Source organism: Pedobacter endophyticus, from assembly GCF_015679185.1.
Classification (GTDB): Bacteria; Bacteroidota; Bacteroidia; order Sphingobacteriales; family Sphingobacteriaceae; genus Pedobacter; species Pedobacter endophyticus.
The window spans coordinates 1,466,211-1,483,346 of record NZ_CP064939.1 but is presented as its reverse complement, the minus strand read 5'-3'; the positions used below and the strand labels follow the sequence as shown (position 1 = coordinate 1,483,346).

Here is a 17,136-nt window from a genome sequence, read left to right as displayed (position 1 = left end):
TAGGCATAGAGAACCTATAAGCTAGGCTGGAAAGAAAAAACTATATGGCCTATATGTTTATATGGTTAAACTAACGCGGGATGTGCAAACCATATAGGCATAGAGAACCCATAAACTTGGCTGAAAAGAAAGAAACTATGTGGCCTATATGTTTATATGGTCAAACTGACGGTGGATGTGTAAACCATATAGGCATAGAGAACCTATAAGCTAGGCTGAAAAGAAGAAACTATATCCCCTACATGCCTATATGGTTTAAATTAATGGCAGACGCGGGTCGAGAATATAGGCATACAGGACATAAGCCGCGTGTGGGAAGAAACCATATGTGTACACAAGCTAGGCTGGAAAGAAAAAACTATATGGCCTATATGTCTATATGGTCAAAACTAACGCAGGATGTGTAAACGCTATAGGCATAGAGAACATATAAGCTAGGCTGGAAAGAAAAACTATATGGCCTATATGTCTATATGGTCGAACTAAAAAGCAAATTATAGATCAACCATAGCACAGAGAACAAAAACGCTTGGTTAAAAAAACTATTTTTTTATATCTCTGTATGGTGTAGAAATTAGAAAGTAAACATAATGTATAACGATAAAAGCCAACTTATTGCTCAATCTTACCCACATTCGCCAACGAAAGAGCAGTTGCTTTTTTGCGAGCGGATGTCGAGGTTTTTGCAGGAAGACGATCGATACCGTTGTTTTGTGCTGAAAGGCTATGCCGGTACTGGTAAAACCACATCGGTTGCTGCTTTGGTGAAGGTGCTTACCAAGTTTAATTTACGAAGCGAATTATTGGCGCCGACAGGCCGTGCGGCCAAGGTAATGAGCCAATATGCAAACCGAAAAGCACTTACCATTCATAAAAGAATTTATAGAAAGCGCTCTGCAGCATCGCCCGAAATGCAGTTTCAACTTGCGCCTAACTTAAGTGAGAACACCTTGTTTATTATCGACGAGGCTTCGATGATTTCCGACGAGTACAATGAAACAGGCTCATCAATTTTGAGAGATCTGTTGGAGTTTGTTTACAACGATAAAAACTGTTTCCTTTTGTTTGTGGGCGATACTGCGCAATTACCACCCGTTGGCAGTGTAGATAGCCCGGCCTTAAACGAAACCTATATAAAGGATAAGTTTGCCCTGACGGTTACCTCAATTGAATTAAAGGAGGTGGTGCGACAAGAAAAAAAATCGGGCATTTTGGCCAATGCAACCATGCTGCGGAATCAAATTTCCAAAAATCCTGAAAACCCCTTGCCAAAGTTTCTCACTAAAAACTACAACGATATTTACAACATGGCGGGTGCCCGTTTGGTTGAAGGGTTGGAGTATGCTTATCGGAAGTTCGGAATGGAAAACACTTTGGTGGTTTGCCGTTCAAATAAATCAGCCAACATTTACAATCAGCAAATCAGAGCACGGTTGCTCTATCGCGAAGAGGAGCTTACAGGCGGCGATCAGGTGATGGTGGTGCGTAACAATTATTTTTGGTTGCCCGAAAACGAAGAGACTGCTTTTATCGCCAATGGAGACATGGCTAAGGTGATCAGGGTACGTGGAGAAGAAGAACGCTATGGTTTCCGCTTTGCCGACGCCACGTTGGAGTTTATGGATTTTCCGGCAGCCGGGCAAATTAGTTGCAAAGTAATGCTCGATACCCTGAACTTAGAATCGGCAAATTTGCCTTACGAACAAAATAAAAAGCTTTTTGATGGACTAAACGAAGATTATGAACACATTAGCAACAAACGAGAACGGATGCTTGCCATTAAACAAGACCCTTTTTATAATGCGCTGCAAATAAAGTTTGCCTATGCGGTTACTTGCCATAAGGCACAGGGTGGGCAGTGGGACGCAGTTTTTACCGATCAAGGCTATCTCACCGAAGAAATGATCGACCTCGATTTTTTGCGATGGCTGTACACCGCTGTCACAAGAGCAAAAAAAGAGCTATATTTAGTCAATTTCGCTCCGCAACTTTTTGCTAAAACAGCGCAAGAAGATTATTTTTAAATAGAAGAAGGTGCTTCATTCTGAGCGCAGCTTTTAGCCGTTTTGCTGGTCAAGATTTGTAATCATGACCCATTTAATTATAGATCTTTAATCTATTGAAGCTTTTGAAATCGCTAACCAAACCAACATCATGAAATTCGCCTTTGCACTTAAAAACAAGATAAAAATAGCTTTTCTTCTCTTTTGTATTATGTGTTGCATCCTGCTCATTCGGTTTCTGGAGGATAAAAGTGTAGCTAAAATAAACGAATCGTTCGTATCGATGTATCAGGATCGGCTGGTGCCCGCTATAGATTTGTTTTTCGTTGCAGAAAACCTCTATTTAAAAAATACGGTGTTTCAAGATGCCTTTGCAAACAATTTCGGGCACCCTTCTACCGAAATCTCGAAAATTACTGGCTATAATAATAAAATAGACTCGGTAATTACGAAATACGAGAAGACATTATTGGTAAATGAGGAGAAAAAATTTCTTGGTGATTTGAAAAAAGCGTTGACGGTTCAAAATCAAATTGAAAAGAAGGTACTGAACCTTAGCGTTGCAGACGGAGATAAAATCTACCAATCGAGCGGGCGACAAGCCTCTACAGCAACATTAAACAAACTCTCTGCACTCATAAAAATTCAATCTGAAGTGGGCGACGAATTGATTAAGGATTCGAGAATATTCGTTTCCGGCACCAAGATCTATTCTACGCTGCAAATCATCCTTGCAGTTTTAATCGGAATAATGATCGTTGCCATAATTTATGCATCGAATGTAGTAAATGTTCAAAATGAAAAATTTAGATTGAATTAAGTATCGGTTTCGTATTCTGTGTGCTTCCGTGGCAACTCTTTTTGCCTCTGGCAGTAATACCCTAAGTTTTAGTATTTAGCTGCAAAATAGATCGGAGTGGCGTTTTTAAGGCGATTGTCATTCCCGCGAAGGTGGGAACCCTAAAGCGAGCGCATTAACATTACTTTTTTGAAGCGGTCGTTATTGCGAGGCATAGCCTGTCTCGATTTTTCGGGAAAGCAATCTATTCTGTGAAAATCGCTAATGAGATTGCTTCAATCGATGAAAAATCGATTCGCAATGACGAAAACGCCAATGGTAGGCTGTCGACCGTTCACAGTTGCTGTTCCATTCATCTGCCTAGTCCATACTCATGTTGTCGTTCAGTCACTAACCAAGAAACTGGCGGTAACGACCGCCTGACCGAACGGACAGGGAGTAAACAGGCTCAGACCACTATCGGATGACAGTTATTATAGCTGTGTTTTTGCCACGGAAAGACGGAATGCACGGAAAAGGTGGAATATCGAATATTAGTTTCATTCCGCTTCGCCCGCTCCGTGTTCGTCTTTTAGCTTTAGTCTTTGAACTTGCAGCTTTAGTCTTTGCGCTTTCAGCTTTATTCTTTGCGCTTTCGGCTTTAGTCTTTCCGCTTTTAGCTTTACCTTTGAGCTTTCAGCTTTTTTTCCAGCCTTATCTTCGGACCTCCGACTTTCGGACTTTCGGACCCTTTAGCCTTTAACCTACTCAGCTTCATCCTCGCTAAGCAACCTTATAGAATCGTCAGAAAGTACAATCAGGCGTTCCTTGTAAAGTGAACCGATCGTTTTCTTGAATGCACTTTTACTGATCTGAAAGCGGTGATAAATTTCCTCAGGAGAACTTTTATCGCCCAACTCAATTATGCCACCATTTCTCTTCAATTCCTTCAAAATCATTTCCTTCGAATCAAGGATATGGCCATAACCACTCGGTTGCAAAGTCAAGTCTATTTTGCCCTCCACGCGGATTTTTTTAATCCAGCCTTTGCGTTGGTCGCCAACCTGAATATTATCAAAAACCTCGTTGTGGTACAACAGGCCGATATACGTGTTGTTTATTATTGCATTAAAGCCCAGGTCCGTTTCCTCCGTAATGAGTAAACTAACCTCGTCGCCTTCTTCAAAATCGAAGTGCTCTTCTTCAACAAAATCGTATAATTTCGATGACGCCAGTAAGCGGTCGTTATTTTCATCAACGTACAAATAAACCACATATTTATAGCCTTTTTGCATCGGCCGCTTTTGCTCCCTTGTGGGCACATAAACATCTTTATCAATGCCCAGGTCCATAAAAACGCCGTCGTCGCCGTCAGAAACAACCTTTAAAAATGCAAAGTCGCCAACTTCCGCATAAGCCTGCTGCGTAGTTCCTGTTAAGCGGCCATCTTTTTGAATGTAAACAAAAACCGATACGTTGTCGCCAATTTCGAGCCCTTTCGGTACATAATGGTAGGGTAAAATCACCAGTTTATCACCATCCGTTAAGTTCAGGCCAGCTTCAGTTTTGCTCAGTACCCTTAACTCGTTGTATTTTCCTATTTCAATCATAATATGGGTCAACCATTTTCTTCAATGGTTTTGCTGCAAAGGTAGCAATGTTTGCCCGCAAATCGGCTTTTATAATTTGGAAAGGTGCTGCAGTATTCCATCGGAGCAAGCAGCCGGGCTGTACGCTAAATCTTTTTTGTAAGTGTTGTTGCTAAATGAGAGCGACCGAAACAAAAAAGGATACCGCTGCCATCCCGTTTAAAAACAAATGGTTGTTTAGCAGCGTGCCTACCAGCCTGCCTTCAGCACAATCAATGTCAAAAACAAACAAAACAACCTACTAACCTGAGTTCGATTGATAAAAGACCCTTATTGTAGATTGTATCTGCTATTTACATGACCGGTCGCCATCCTCAGCGTTTAGTTTTGCAAAAACAAAGGAGTTGGGATGACAGGTTTTTTCGGCGAATCGTCATTGCGAGGCCTGGTTTGTGCGAGCTGAAGCAATCTGATTTTACGAAATGAGATTGCTTCGTGCCTCGCAATGACGATCTTTCTTATTCTGTCATTGGTAGCTCGACTGGGGATCTTAATGCAACGAAACAGCGAAAGGCATTAATCCCGTACGTACAGGACCACCTGCCTGCCCGTCCGCTCAGGCGGGCGTAGGAAAGACGCGGTGGTTTGGTAGCGGGATTAATTAACCTTTTTACTTAAATAATAATCGAACTGGGATTACTATTAAAATAAATGGGTTAAATTTGAATCTCATAAAGTTCATACCGTAAAATGGCAAAACCAAAAGAAGCTAAAAAACCAAGCGTTTTTAGTTTGCTTGCATCATACCGAGGCTTAATTTTCCTGCTGATTTTATTTGCCTTATTAAGCAATGGAATTAATTTATTGTTGCCGAAAATTATTGCAAATGGCATCGATTCTTACACCAACAAAACGTTTAATTTGCAAAGCACGCTCAACCAATTCGCCCTGGCCATTGTGCTTGTATTTATTTTCACCTATCTGCAAAGCATTGTACAAACCTACGCCTCAGAGCGGGTTGCAAGAGATTTGAGAACGAGATTGTCAGATCAAATTTCGCGTCAAAGCCACGCCTACGTCGTTCAGGCAAATCCATCGCGTTTGCTCACAAACCTAACTTCCGATGCCGATTCGATAAAAATGTTCGTTTCACAGGCCATTGTATCGCTCGCTTCATCCATATTCTTAATAATAGGTGCAAGCATCCTGTTGTTAATCATCAACTGGAAATTAGCGCTTTGCGTTATCGCTATCGTGCCGATTATTGGCGGAGCGTTTTTCTTCGTATTAAAGAAAGTGAGGGTGCTTTTTATAAAAAGTCGCGAAGTAATCGACTGGTTAAACAAGGTAATCAGCGAAAGCATTTTGGGTTCGGCGCTCATACGTGTAATCAATTCGCAGCAGCTCGAATACAATAAATTTCTCGATGCCAACGCAAAAGCCAGAGATTTAGGCTTGTCCATCCTTCGCTTGTTTGCGGGTCTCATTCCGATTATAGTTTTCGTGGCAAACTTATCCGGATTAACCATTTTGGTGCTCGGCGGTCACTTTGTAATTACCGATAGCATGACGCTGGGCGAGTTTGCAGCATTTAACAGTTATTTGGCATTAATTATCTTCCCGATTTTGGTTATTGGGTTTATGAGCAACGTTATTGCGCAGGCAACTGCCTCTTACCAACGCATCGAAAGTGTTTTAAACGCACCGGAGGTTAAGCATCCCGGTACGCTCAGCAATCAATTATCAGGAAACGTAGAGGCCGAAAATATTTCACTTACAATCGGCCAGAAACCCATTTTGAAACATGTTTCCTTTTCAGCTCGTGCAGGTTCAAAAACGGCAATAATCGGCCCAACGGCAGCAGGGAAAACTCAACTGCTTTACATTTTAACCGGATTGATCGCATCTAATGAAGGGCAGGTCCTTTTTGATGGAGAAGAAATAAACAAATACATACAAGAGGATTTTCATAAACAGGTGGGTTTCGTTTTCCAGGATAGCATTATGTTCAATATGAGCATCAGAGAGAACATTGCCTTTAGCGATACCGTAACCGATGAATCTTTAGCAAAGGCCATTCAAACTGCCGAGCTTAAAGACTTTGTGGATCACCTCCCCGGGAAATTAAATACGATCATCTCCGAACGCGGAAATAGTTTGTCGGGTGGACAAAAACAACGCATTATGCTCGCCAGAGCGCTGGCCTTGAACCCGAAAATCCTTTTGCTCGATGATTTTACCGCCCGGGTTGATACCAATACCGAAAAACGGATTGTGGACAATATCCAAAAAAATTATCCCAACCTCACCCTAATATCCGTTACCCAAAAAATAGCGTCTGTTGAAAATTATGATCAGGTTATTCTTTTAATGCAGGGCGAAGTTATCGCTTCAGGCACACATCACGAGCTGTTAAAAAGCAGTCCTGAGTATGTTCAAATTTATAATTCACAACAGAGCACCAGCAATTATGAATTACAATCTTAACGAGCTAAATCAGCAGCGTGAAAAGCAATCGACCTACAAAGCGCTTAAAAGATTGCTGCAGCTCATATCCAACGAAAGGAAAAACCTTTGGCTGGCACTAATTGCTATTTTATTAAACTCGGGCCTGCTGTTACTTGGGCCGCTTTTAATTGGCCATACCATCGATACTTACATCCGCACCAAGCAATTTCATGGTGTATTGGTATTCGGCGCAATCCTTTTGGCCATGTACATGGTGGCCATGGTTACAGGCTATTTGCAAACCAAGTTAATGGGGAGCATTGGGCAAAGGATGCTTTACACGTTACGGAACGCGATCTTTAATAAACTGCAGGAGTTGCCGGTTTCATTTTTCAACCAAAACAAGGCAGGCGACTTAATATCGAGGGTAAATAACGACACGGACAAGCTCAATCAGTTTTTCTCGCAATCGCTAATGCAGTTTATAGGCAGCATCGTAACCATGATCGGCGCCGGCTTTTTCCTTTTATCTATCAATTTCGAGCTCGGCGCTGCAGCACTTTCTCCGGCCGTTGTCATTGTGCTTTTTACAGTTGCCTTATCACCTTGGATTAAGGCCAAAAATGCAAAAAACCTACGGAGCGTAGGCGGGATGAGTGCCGAAATTCAGGAAAGCCTCAACAACTTTAAAGTGATTATTGCCTTTAACAGACGCGATTATTTCAGAAAGCGCTTTAATGAGGCCAACCTGCAAAATTACAAAACAGCAATTGGCGCCGGGTTGGCAAATAACATTTTTGTGCCCGTTTATGGCCTACTTTCAAGTGCAGCCCAGTTAATTGTATTGCTTTTCGGTATTTACCTGATTTCAATCGGTAATTTTTCAATCGGATTACTGGTAAGCTACATTTCTTACTGTACTAATTTTTATAATCCGTTAAGGCAATTGGCCGCACTGTGGACAAGTTTTCAGGTGGCTATGGCCGGTTGGGACAGAATTTCGCAAATTCTTTTGTTAGAAAATAATCTCGCCCAGGTTCCCGCAGATAAAGCCGTTACCTCTGATGCTTTGTTAGAATTTAAGAACGTTCATTTTGCCTACGATGACTCGAAAGAAATTTTGCATAATATTAATCTGAAGTTTGAAAAAGGAAAAACTTATGCCTTAATTGGTCCCACAGGTGGCGGCAAAACCACAACGGCCTCTTTAATTTCGCGGTTGTACGATGCCACCAAGGGAACGGTGTTGCTCAACGGTAAAGATATTCGGTCGTTTACTGCCGAAGAACGAACACAAAAAATCGGGTTCATTTTGCAAGAACCTTTCCTTTTTACCGGAACGGTGAAAGACAATATTTTGTATGGCAACAGTAAATACAGGGAGGTAAGCGACGAGCAATTGAAGAAAATTATTCAGGACGCAAATCTTGATGCCCTTTTGGCCATTTTTGATGAGGGATTAAATACGCAGATTACCTCAGGCGCCGATAGCATCAGTTTGGGGCAAAAGCAGTTGATTGCTTTTATGCGAGCAGTTTTACGAAACCCCGAATTGCTGATTCTGGATGAGGCCACTGCAAATATCGATACCATAACCGAGCAGTTGTTAGGCAGTATTTTGAGTAAAGTATCAAAAGAAACAACGCTGGTAATTATTGCGCATCGACTAAATACTATTGAAAATGCCGACGAAATTTATTTCGTAAATGAGGGCGAGGTGCAAAAAGCTGGAACATTAAACGAAGCGCTTGATTTGTTATTAAAAGGGAAGCGGGTAAGTTGATTACCTGTTGCCTTAGCCCATTATTAGCCAGTTGCCTTAGCCCGTTGGCTGAAGCCAACGGCAATGAAAAGCGATGTGCCAATCCCTCGTGCTGTCGGTTTCAAGTGTGCATTGCCGTCGGTTTCAACCGACGGATGATAAAAGTTTGATTGGTTGAAATGCAGCTTGCCAATCCCTCATTGTCGTCGGTTTCAAGTGTGCATTTGCCGTCGGTTTCAACCGACGGATAATAAAAGTTTGATTGTTTAAATGCAGCTCGCCAATCCCTCATTGTCCTCGGTTTGAAGTGTGCATTTGCCGTCGGTTTCAACCAACGGATGATAAAAGTTTGATTGTCTAAATGCAGCTTGCCAATCCCTCGTGCTGTCGGTTTCAAGTGTGCATTTGCCGTCGGTTTCAACCGACGGATGATAAAAGTTTGATTGTTTGAAATGCAGCTCGCCAGTCCCTCATTGCCATCGGTTTGAAGTGTGCATTTGCCGTCGGTTTCAACCAACGGATGATAAAAGCTTGATTGTTTAAATGCAGCTTGCCAATCCCTCATTGTCCTCGGTTTCGAGTCTGCATTGCCGTCGGTTTCAACCGACGGACCAAACAACATTTTTACCTGCAATCCAAAACATTATCCCCATTTTGCATTCGCTAATTTCAACCCATGAAAACACATTTTTTCTTCACAATTTTATGCTCACTTTCACTTTCTTCATTCGCTCAATCGACCAATACAATCTTTGTTCAAGACAGTTTAAAGCTTGTATCATCGCAATTTGCATTTGCTGAGGGCGCTTCGGTTGATAAAAAAGGAAATGTATTCTTTACCGATCAGCCCAATGATAAAATCTGGAAGTACGATACCAATGGAAAGTTGACGCTATACATGGAAAAATCTGGAAGAGCAAACGGCACTTACTTCGATAAAAAAGGAAACCTGATTGTGTGCGCCGACGAAAACAATCAAATATGGTCTATCGACAAAAACAAAAAGGCAACCGTTCTATTTTCTGATTTTGAAGGAAAAAAGGTAAACGGCCCAAATGATATCTGGATAGACGCCAAAGGTGGCATCTACTTTACCGACCCGTACTATCAACGCGATTACTGGACAAGGCAAAAACCCGAAATTGAAAAACAAAGAGTTTACTATCTTCCAAAGGGAAAAAAGCAAGCCACAATTGTTGCCGACGACTTGTTGAAACCAAACGGAATTGTGGGCACGCCCGATGGTAAGTTTCTGTACGTTGCAGATATGAATGCCAATAAAACCTATCGTTACCCCATCAACTCAGATGCTTCCCTGGGTCAAAAACAAGTCGTTCTTAACCAAAATTCCGATGGTATGACGCTCGATAGCAACGGCAATATTTATGTAACCGGTAAGGGAGTAAATATTTACAAACCAACGGGTGAACAAATTGGTCATATTGAAGTGCCCGAAAATTGGTGCGGAAACATTTGCTTCGGCGGAAAGAATAAAAACATTTTATTTATTACGGCCTCCAAATCGCTATACACCATCGCCACAAATGCGAAAGGGGTGGAGTGATAGTCAATTAATCTTGTCCGTCATTGCGAACGAAGAAATAGGCTTTGCGATGGAGTGAAGCAATCTTAATTGATACATCCATTTTGATATGTTGGTTTGTCATCCATTCATTGCGGTCGGCTTCAATCCAATGCCATTTAGTTAACGATAAAACTAAGAAGCATTGTCACCATGAGCGGAGTCGAAGGGCAGAAGTTTAAAGATTTATCCTATAAAAAAGTCTTCGACTCCGCTCAGACCGACAAGCGTCGTGCTTAACTTCGACATCAGCTTTCAACCGACGGAATTTTTTTTCACAAAGAAAATCATAAATTTGATAACAATTAATCACCTGAACCATTAACTTTTAAATCATCCTAATTTTGAAATCTTTCCTAACCAAATTGTCTTTTGCACTGGCGTTTTTTGTTTTCGCAAATGTGAATGTATTTGCTGCAAAATCTCCTTATTATTACCAAATCAAGGTTTACCATTTAAAAAGCGCAGCTCAGGAGGCTACCGTAGATAGCTATTTAAAAGATGCTTATCTCCCTGCGCTACACCGGTTTGGCATCGACCATGTTGGCGTTTTTAAGCCGGTTGAGAAAGATACCGCAGATCAGCTGATCTATGTTTTTATTCCTTTCAAGAGTATCGATCGATACCTGAAACTTGAGCAAGCGTTAATGGCCGATCAGCAATACCTGGCCGCAGGTAAAGATTACCTCGATGCATCCTTCGATAAGGCACCCTATGTCAGAATGGAGTCGACTTTGCTAAAGGCATTTGATGGTATGCCAACTCCCGAATGGCCCAAGCTTACATCGAACAAGGCCGAACGCGTTTATGAGCTCAGAAGTTACGAAGCAGCAACCGAAAAACTTTCTTTAAATAAAATTGGCATGTTCAACGATGCTGAGATAGATATATTTACAAAGCTGAATTTTAACGCGGTGTTCTACGGACAGGTAATTTCAGGAAGTAAGATGCCCAATTTAATGTATTTAACCACCTTTAATAATAAAACCGATCGCAATAACCACTGGCAGGCATTCGGTCCGGAGTATAAAAAAATAAGTGGCTTGCCGCAATATCAGAACAACGTTTCAAAAAATGTAACGCTGTTTTTGTACCCGGTAAACTATTCAGACATTTAATTGTTCGCCTTTATTCATTAAAAAAAGCAACAGCAGATTTTTCTGTTCAGTTTATTCAAGCCCCCAAAATATTAAATCGATTATCTAGTTTTACAGCTCCTACTTATATAGGGATAGACGACTATAAAAAAAGCCCTTTCAGGATTGAAGGGCTTTTTTATTTCATCTAAAACTCATCTGTCCGCTTAGCTCAATAATTTGCCATAGCTTAAACTGATTTGATCAAATGCGTATAATGTCAGTGCTCATTTTAAACTATTGAACCGCGTTGGCACCCGCAGTTGCAACCTCGTGATCTTGATCTACCGATCCACCCGAAACACCGATGGCTCCAATAATATTTCCACTCGCATCCTGCAACACAACTCCGCCAGGAAAAGTAATTAAACCGCCGTTGGAATGTTCAATATTATATAACGGTTGGCCGGGTTGTGATAACTTACCGATTTCGCCAGAATTCATATCGAAAAATCTCGCCGTTTTTGCTTTTTTAATGGCAATATCAATCGAGCCCAGCCACGCATTATCCATCCGGTGAAAAGCCTTCAAATTAGCACCTTCATCTACAACGGCAATGTTCATGGGTACACCTATTTCCTTCGCTTTAGCCTTTGCGGCTTCCGATAGTTTTTCTACAATTTCTAATGTTAAGCTCATAATTTGTTGATTAGTATACTTAACTAACGTACTGGTTGCGATATGGTTTTAAAAAGGCTTAAATAATTGGGCACAACCGGCGGCTACAAACCTTTGCAGTGGTTGTGCGTTATTTAGTAACCTTTTAATTTTTTATCTTAAATTTAAGACATGAAACATTTTGATGCGATAGTAATAGGTTCTGGACAAGCCGGCACGCCCCTTGCAAAAAAGCTCGCCCTTGCGGGAAAAAATACAGCCATTATTGAGAAAAACGTAGTTGGTGGCACCTGCATCAATGTGGGTTGTACGCCTACCAAGGCAATGATAGCTTCGGCCGGGGCGGCGCATGCGGCAAGAAAAGCCGGAGCGCTGGGCATCGAAATTGGCGAGGTAAAAGTGAACCTCAAAAAGATAAAAGAAAGAAAAGACCATATTGTATCATCGTTCAGGGGCTCATCAGAAAAAGGATTGGAAAGCACCGAAGGTCTAACCCTGTTACATGGAGAAGCTAGTTTTACAGGCGAAAAAGAGTTGCTGGTTAAGCTAAATGATGGCACGCAAGAAAAAATGACTGCCGATTTGATTTTCATAAATGTTGGAGCAACACCAACCATTCCAGCTATCGACGGATCAAACGAAATCGAATACCTAACCTCATCATCCATATTAGATTTAGAGGAAATACCACAACACCTTGTTGTAATAGGCGGAAATTACATCGGCCTGGAATTTGGCCAAATGTTCAGTCGCTTCGGTAGCCAGGTGACTATTTTGGAGAGATCGGAGAGAATTATGAGCCGCGAAGATGAAGATGTTTCGGAGGCGATGACCAAAATTTTCGAAGACGAAGGAATTGAGATCGTAACAGATATGAAAATCAATAAAATTGAGAAAAGCGATCAAATTACCATTCAAATTACACAAGGAAATGAAAAACGTACCCTGAAATGCTCGCACGTTTTGGTTGCCACCGGACGAACGCCTCAAACCAAGGCCCTGCAGCTTCAAAACTGCGGCGTAGCGGTGAACGATCGTGGGTATGTCACCGTCGATGAAAAACTCCGCACCAACGTTGAAGGCATTTTTGCATTGGGCGATGTAAAGGGAGGTCCCGCATTTACGCATATTTCTTACAACGATTACACCATCGTTTACCGCAACCTGTTCGAAAAAACCAATTACACTACCGAAGATCGACCGATGCCCTATTGCATGTTTACCGATCCGCAGTTGGGCAGGATAGGCATTTCTGAATCGGAGGCAAAAGAGAAAAACCTAAACATCAAGGTCGCTAAAATCCCAATGTCAGAAGTGGCCAGGGGCATTGAAACCAACGAAACTTTAGGTTTTATGAAGGCCATTGTAGATACAGACACCAAGCAAATTTTGGGTGCATCGATCCTGGCCGCTCAAGGTGGCGAAATTATGTCGGTGTTAGAAATGGCCATGGAAGGCGGGATTACGTACGACCGCATTCGATATTGCGTTTTTGCCCATCCAACCTATTCAGAATCATTGAATAATCTGTTCATGAAAATCGAAGATTAATACATGATCAAGCTTGAAAAAGTCAGCAAGTATTTTGGCGAAACTGCGGCGGTAAAAAATATCTCCCTCAACGTAGCAGAAAAAGAAAACATGGTTTTGTTGGGCACCAGTGGCTGCGGTAAAACCACCACATTAAAAATGATTAACCGGCTGATTGATAAATACACCGGCGAGATTTTCGTTGATGGTAAAAAGACCAGCCAACAAAACCCCGAAGAGTTGCGCAGAGGCATCGGTTATGTTATGCAAAGTATTGGCTTGTTTCCACATTATACCGTCGAAGAAAATATCGCCGTTGTTCCTAAACTACTCAAATGGGATAAGCAACGAACCGCGGAAAGAACCCGCGAACTTGTTGCCAAGCTCCACCTTTCTGAAAGCAGCCTCAGCATGTTTCCGCACGAGCTGAGCGGCGGGCAGCAACAACGCGTGGGTTTGGCCCGTGCACTGGTAGCTGATCCGCCGATATTGCTTATGGATGAACCTTTCGGCGCCTTAGACAATGTTACCCGCTCAAGCATTCAAAAAGAGTTTAAGGCGCTCGAAGAACTCCAAAGAAAAACAATTTTGATGGTGACACACGATGTACAGGAGGCTTTCGAGCTTGCCCATCGCATTTGCTTAATGGATAAAGGCGAAATCGTTCAAACAGGCACTCCAAAAGATTTATTGTACAATCCTGTTAATGCTTTTGCAAGGCAGTTTTTTGATGGCCAACGTTTAACTTTAGAACTGATGGTTGTTAAGCTGCACGATATCTGGCACCAGCTAAAAACACCGGCTCACAATCCCAACCTCGAAGAAATCGACATTAACACCAATATTTGGGATACCTTGGAGCGGCTCCGATTAATCGGCCCACAGCAATTAGCGGTCAAAAATGGCGATTCCGTAAAAGAAATCGATTTCGGTTCAGTTACCGAGGCTTTTAACAAATATCAAAAACCATGAACGAGCAACAACAAACGCTGTGGCAGTTTATGGCAGCCGAATCAGATAAATTGCTGAACCAAACCTTACAACACATCGGTTTAACCTTCATTTCGTTGTTTTTTGCCGTTGCCATTGGCCTACCGCTGGGCATCATCATCGCCAGAAAGCGCCAGTTATCGGGAAGCGTTTTAGGCCTCGCGGGCGTGCTGCAAACCATTCCCAGCATTGCATTGCTGGGTTTTATGATTCCATTACTCGGTATCGGTGCAAAACCGGCAATTGTTGCGTTGCTCATTTATGCCCTATTGCCCATTATCAGAAATACTTATACCGGAATTATTGGTATCGACAAGCACGTAATCGAAGCCGCCAAAGCATTGGGCATGGGCAGTTGGCAAATTTTGTTTAAGGTAGAGCTTCCTTTGGCCATGCCCGTTATCCTCGCAGGGATCAGAACAGCCACCGTAATCAATGTTGGCGTGGCCACACTTGCCTCTTACATTGCCGCTGGTGGCCTCGGTGAGTTTATTTTCGGCGGCATTTCGCTAAATAATACAAATATGATCCTCGCAGGCGCAATTCCCGCCGCACTGCTCGCCATCCTTTTAGATTTCTTACTGTCGCTCATTCAACATCTCAACTTTGCAAAGCTGCGGAAAATAACCCTCGTTTTTCCCTTTATGCTCGTATTGTTAAGTAGCTTTTACCTCCTGCCATCCGCTTACGGCTCTTCGCTTACCGCAGGCTTTACACCCGAATTTATGGGTCGCCAGGATGGAGATTTAGGTTTAAGATCTGTGTACGGATTGAAAATTCATACCATAGTAATTAGCGATGCAGTGATGTATAAAGCAGCCTATGCTAAAGAACTCGACGTAATTAGTGGTTACTCGACCGATGGCCGCCTAAAGGCTTTCGATTTGAAAATTCTGAAAGACGATAAATCGATCTTTCCGCCATACTACGCCGCACCTATTGTACGAAAATCTGCGCTTCAAAAATTCCCTGAACTCGAAAATGTTTTAAACCTGCTTTCGAATAGAATTTCAGATTCGGTCATGACCGAACTTAATTATAAAACCGATTATCTGCATCAAACGCCCGAAAAGGTGGCGAAAGATTTTCTGAGCAGCGTTGGTTTGTACAAAACGCCGCGAAACGGTAATGCAGGCGTAGTGCGCATCGGATCGAAAATTTTCGGCGAACAATATATCCTCGCCGAGATGTACAGCATGCTGATAAAAGGCAACACTGATTACAATGTTTCAACCAAAACCGGCCTTGGAGGAACAAAAATCTGCTTTGATGCACTGGTTAACGACCAGATCGATCTTTACCCCGAATACACCGGAACAGGCTTGTTGGTATTGCTTCAGCCCGACCCGAAACTGGCCCGGCAGATTGCCCACGATAAAAATAAAACTTATGATTACGTTGCCGAGCAGTTCGATAAAAAATTCGAAATCAAGTGGTTAAAACCAATTGGTTTTAATAATTCTTATGCTTTAATGATGCGGCAAAAACAATCAAAAGCGCTAAACGTTACTAGTATTACAGACCTCAAAAACTATTTAGATAAAAATTAATGAACCTCGCAGAAAAATACAAGCAGATTAGGAAGTACTCCGAACAAATCTGTGAGCCTTTAGAAACTGAAGACTATGTAGTGCAGCCCGTTGTTGATGTTAGCCCACCGAAATGGCATTTAGGGCATACTACATGGTTTTTCGAAACATTTATTTTAAAGCCCAATGTGTTTAACTACAAAGAATTTGATGTTAATTACAACTACGTTTTTAATAGCTATTATGAAACCATTGGCAACAGGGTTATCCGAACCGATCGGGGCAACCTGAGCAGGCCAAGTGTAAACGATGTGTATAAATACAGGGCCTATGTAGATGAGGCGATGATTGGTTTCCTTTCTGCCGAAGTTCCGCCCGAACTAACCGAACTGGTGGTTTTAGGCTTTAACCACGAACAACAACATCAAGAACTTTTACTGAGCGATATCAAATATATTTTAGGTAACAATCCTTTATTTCCGACCTATTCTGCCGAATGGAAAGATATTGAACAAGATACAGCGGCACCAACTTTCATCGATTTCTCCGGAGGCATTCATGAAATCGGTTTTAATGGCAGCGATTTTTGCTTTGATAATGAGCTTGGCCAACACCAGGTTTACCTGCAACCCTTTTCCATTTCGTCTCAACTGGTTACCAATAACGAATATCTCGATTTTATAAACGATGGCGGCTATCAAAACTTCAATTATTGGCATGCCGAAGGCTGGGATTGGGTGCAAACCAACAAAATAAATTCTCCGATGTACTGGCATTTTATCGATGGCCAATGGTTTTGCTACACCCTTAACGGGTTACAAACCTTAAAACCAAACGATACGCTAACGCACATCAGCTATTACGAGGCTTATGCCTTTGCCAGTTGGAAAGGCATGCGGTTGCCTACCGAATTTGAGTGGGAAATTGCCGCCAAAAGCTTCAATTGGGGCCAAAGGTGGGAGTGGACGGAGAGCGCTTATTTGCCCTATCCCGGCTTTAGCAAGGCACCCGGCGCAATAGGCGAGTACAATGGAAAGTTTATGGTCAATCAGAAAGTCCTTCGCGGGGCATCGGTTGCCACACCTCAAAATCACAGCAGAATAACCTACCGAAATTTTTTTCATCCCCATCTACGATGGCAGTTTACGGGCATCCGTTTAGCTAAATAATT

General features: G+C 42.1%; 13 protein-coding genes. 10 read left to right on the top strand and 3 right to left on the bottom strand.

All coding sequences use genetic code 11. From position 1 onward, the window contains the following. Nucleotides 1-590: 590 nt before the first annotated feature. Both IZT61_RS06020 and IZT61_RS06015 read left to right on the top strand, forming a co-directional pair. Nucleotides 591-2,024 carry an ATP-dependent DNA helicase gene (locus tag IZT61_RS06020; RefSeq protein WP_196100274.1) on the top strand — a complete coding sequence of 478 codons (1,434 nt, stop codon included), beginning with the start codon at nucleotides 591-593 and terminating at the stop codon, nucleotides 2,022-2,024. A 130-nt stretch (nucleotides 2,025-2,154) separates the two neighbouring features. Then, nucleotides 2,155-2,823 (top strand): MCP four helix bundle domain-containing protein, encoded by a 669-nt coding sequence (locus tag IZT61_RS06015; RefSeq protein ID WP_196100273.1) that lies wholly within the window; start codon nucleotides 2,155-2,157, stop codon nucleotides 2,821-2,823. A gap of 722 nt (nucleotides 2,824-3,545) precedes the next feature. On the opposite strand, the gene IZT61_RS06010 is transcribed toward IZT61_RS06015, so the two are convergent. Further along, entirely contained in the window at nucleotides 3,546-4,391 is an 846-nt protein-coding gene (locus tag IZT61_RS06010; RefSeq protein WP_196100272.1) for a CvfB family protein, read from the bottom strand. Between the two features lie 729 nt (nucleotides 4,392-5,120). Between IZT61_RS06010 and IZT61_RS06005 the strand changes: the two genes are divergently transcribed. Together IZT61_RS06005 and IZT61_RS06000 are read left to right on the top strand one after the other, a co-directional pair. Beyond that, nucleotides 5,121-6,857: an ABC transporter ATP-binding protein gene (locus tag IZT61_RS06005; RefSeq protein ID WP_196100271.1), complete on the top strand. Its 1,737-nt coding sequence runs from the start codon at nucleotides 5,121-5,123 to the stop codon at nucleotides 6,855-6,857. Next, nucleotides 6,841-8,601: an ABC transporter ATP-binding protein gene (locus IZT61_RS06000; protein ID WP_196100270.1), complete on the top strand. Its 1,761-nt coding sequence runs from the start codon at nucleotides 6,841-6,843 to the stop codon at nucleotides 8,599-8,601. Before IZT61_RS06005 ends, IZT61_RS06000 begins: the two co-directional genes overlap by 17 nt. A gap of 100 nt (nucleotides 8,602-8,701) precedes the next feature. Here IZT61_RS06000 and IZT61_RS05995 read toward each other — a convergent pair whose 3' ends face one another. Next, nucleotides 8,702-9,145: a hypothetical protein gene (locus tag IZT61_RS05995; RefSeq protein ID WP_196100269.1), complete on the bottom strand. Its 444-nt coding sequence runs from the start codon at nucleotides 9,143-9,145 to the stop codon at nucleotides 8,702-8,704. A 111-nt stretch (nucleotides 9,146-9,256) separates the two neighbouring features. Between IZT61_RS05995 and IZT61_RS05990 the strand changes: the two genes are divergently transcribed. After that, nucleotides 9,257-10,144 carry an SMP-30/gluconolactonase/LRE family protein gene (locus IZT61_RS05990; RefSeq protein WP_196100268.1) on the top strand — a complete coding sequence of 296 codons (888 nt, stop codon included), beginning with the start codon at nucleotides 9,257-9,259 and terminating at the stop codon, nucleotides 10,142-10,144. Between the two features lie 362 nt (nucleotides 10,145-10,506). Then, nucleotides 10,507-11,280 carry an NIPSNAP family protein gene (locus IZT61_RS05985; protein ID WP_230383873.1) on the top strand — a complete coding sequence of 258 codons (774 nt, stop codon included), beginning with the start codon at nucleotides 10,507-10,509 and terminating at the stop codon, nucleotides 11,278-11,280. Between the two features lie 255 nt (nucleotides 11,281-11,535). Here IZT61_RS05985 and IZT61_RS05980 read toward each other — a convergent pair whose 3' ends face one another. After that, complete coding sequence (locus tag IZT61_RS05980; protein WP_196100267.1) at nucleotides 11,536-11,937, bottom strand: GlcG/HbpS family heme-binding protein; 402 nt, start codon at nucleotides 11,935-11,937, stop codon at nucleotides 11,536-11,538. Nucleotides 11,938-12,087: 150 nt separating this feature from the next. On the opposite strand from IZT61_RS05980, the gene IZT61_RS05975 reads away from it, so the two are divergent. From IZT61_RS05975 to egtB, 4 genes are read left to right on the top strand one after another with little or no spacing between them, the layout of a single operon-like run. Beyond that, complete coding sequence (locus IZT61_RS05975) at nucleotides 12,088-13,467, top strand: mercuric reductase (RefSeq protein WP_196100266.1); 1,380 nt, start codon at nucleotides 12,088-12,090, stop codon at nucleotides 13,465-13,467. A gap of 3 nt (nucleotides 13,468-13,470) precedes the next feature. Further along, a complete protein-coding gene (locus IZT61_RS05970; protein WP_196100265.1) occupies nucleotides 13,471-14,418 on the top strand; it encodes an ABC transporter ATP-binding protein in 948 nt (315 codons plus the stop codon). Continuing rightward, a complete protein-coding gene (locus IZT61_RS05965; RefSeq protein WP_196100264.1) occupies nucleotides 14,415-15,986 on the top strand; it encodes an ABC transporter permease/substrate-binding protein in 1,572 nt (523 codons plus the stop codon). Before IZT61_RS05970 ends, IZT61_RS05965 begins: the two co-directional genes overlap by 4 nt. Beyond that, nucleotides 15,986-17,134 (top strand): ergothioneine biosynthesis protein EgtB, encoded by a 1,149-nt coding sequence (gene egtB / locus IZT61_RS05960; RefSeq protein WP_196100263.1) that lies wholly within the window; start codon nucleotides 15,986-15,988, stop codon nucleotides 17,132-17,134. Before IZT61_RS05965 ends, egtB begins: the two co-directional genes overlap by 1 nt. Nucleotides 17,135-17,136 lie beyond the last annotated feature (2 nt).

Coding starts and splice junctions, on each gene's coding strand:
- IZT61_RS06020 (WP_196100274.1), top strand. CDS start 591: ATGTATAACGATAAAAGCCAACTTATTGCTCAATCTTACCCACATTCG.
- IZT61_RS06015 (WP_196100273.1), top strand. CDS start 2,155: ATGAAATTCGCCTTTGCACTTAAAAACAAGATAAAAATAGCTTTTCTT.
- IZT61_RS06010 (WP_196100272.1), bottom strand. CDS start 4,391: ATGATTGAAATAGGAAAATACAACGAGTTAAGGGTACTGAGCAAAACT.
- IZT61_RS06005 (WP_196100271.1), top strand. CDS start 5,121: ATGGCAAAACCAAAAGAAGCTAAAAAACCAAGCGTTTTTAGTTTGCTT.
- IZT61_RS06000 (WP_196100270.1), top strand. CDS start 6,841: ATGAATTACAATCTTAACGAGCTAAATCAGCAGCGTGAAAAGCAATCG.
- IZT61_RS05995 (WP_196100269.1), bottom strand. CDS start 9,145: ATGAGGGATTGGCAAGCTGCATTTAAACAATCAAGCTTTTATCATCCG.
- IZT61_RS05990 (WP_196100268.1), top strand. CDS start 9,257: ATGAAAACACATTTTTTCTTCACAATTTTATGCTCACTTTCACTTTCT.
- IZT61_RS05980 (WP_196100267.1), bottom strand. CDS start 11,937: ATGAGCTTAACATTAGAAATTGTAGAAAAACTATCGGAAGCCGCAAAG.
- IZT61_RS05975 (WP_196100266.1), top strand. CDS start 12,088: ATGAAACATTTTGATGCGATAGTAATAGGTTCTGGACAAGCCGGCACG.
- IZT61_RS05970 (WP_196100265.1), top strand. CDS start 13,471: ATGATCAAGCTTGAAAAAGTCAGCAAGTATTTTGGCGAAACTGCGGCG.
- IZT61_RS05965 (WP_196100264.1), top strand. CDS start 14,415: ATGAACGAGCAACAACAAACGCTGTGGCAGTTTATGGCAGCCGAATCA.
- egtB (WP_196100263.1), top strand. CDS start 15,986: ATGAACCTCGCAGAAAAATACAAGCAGATTAGGAAGTACTCCGAACAA.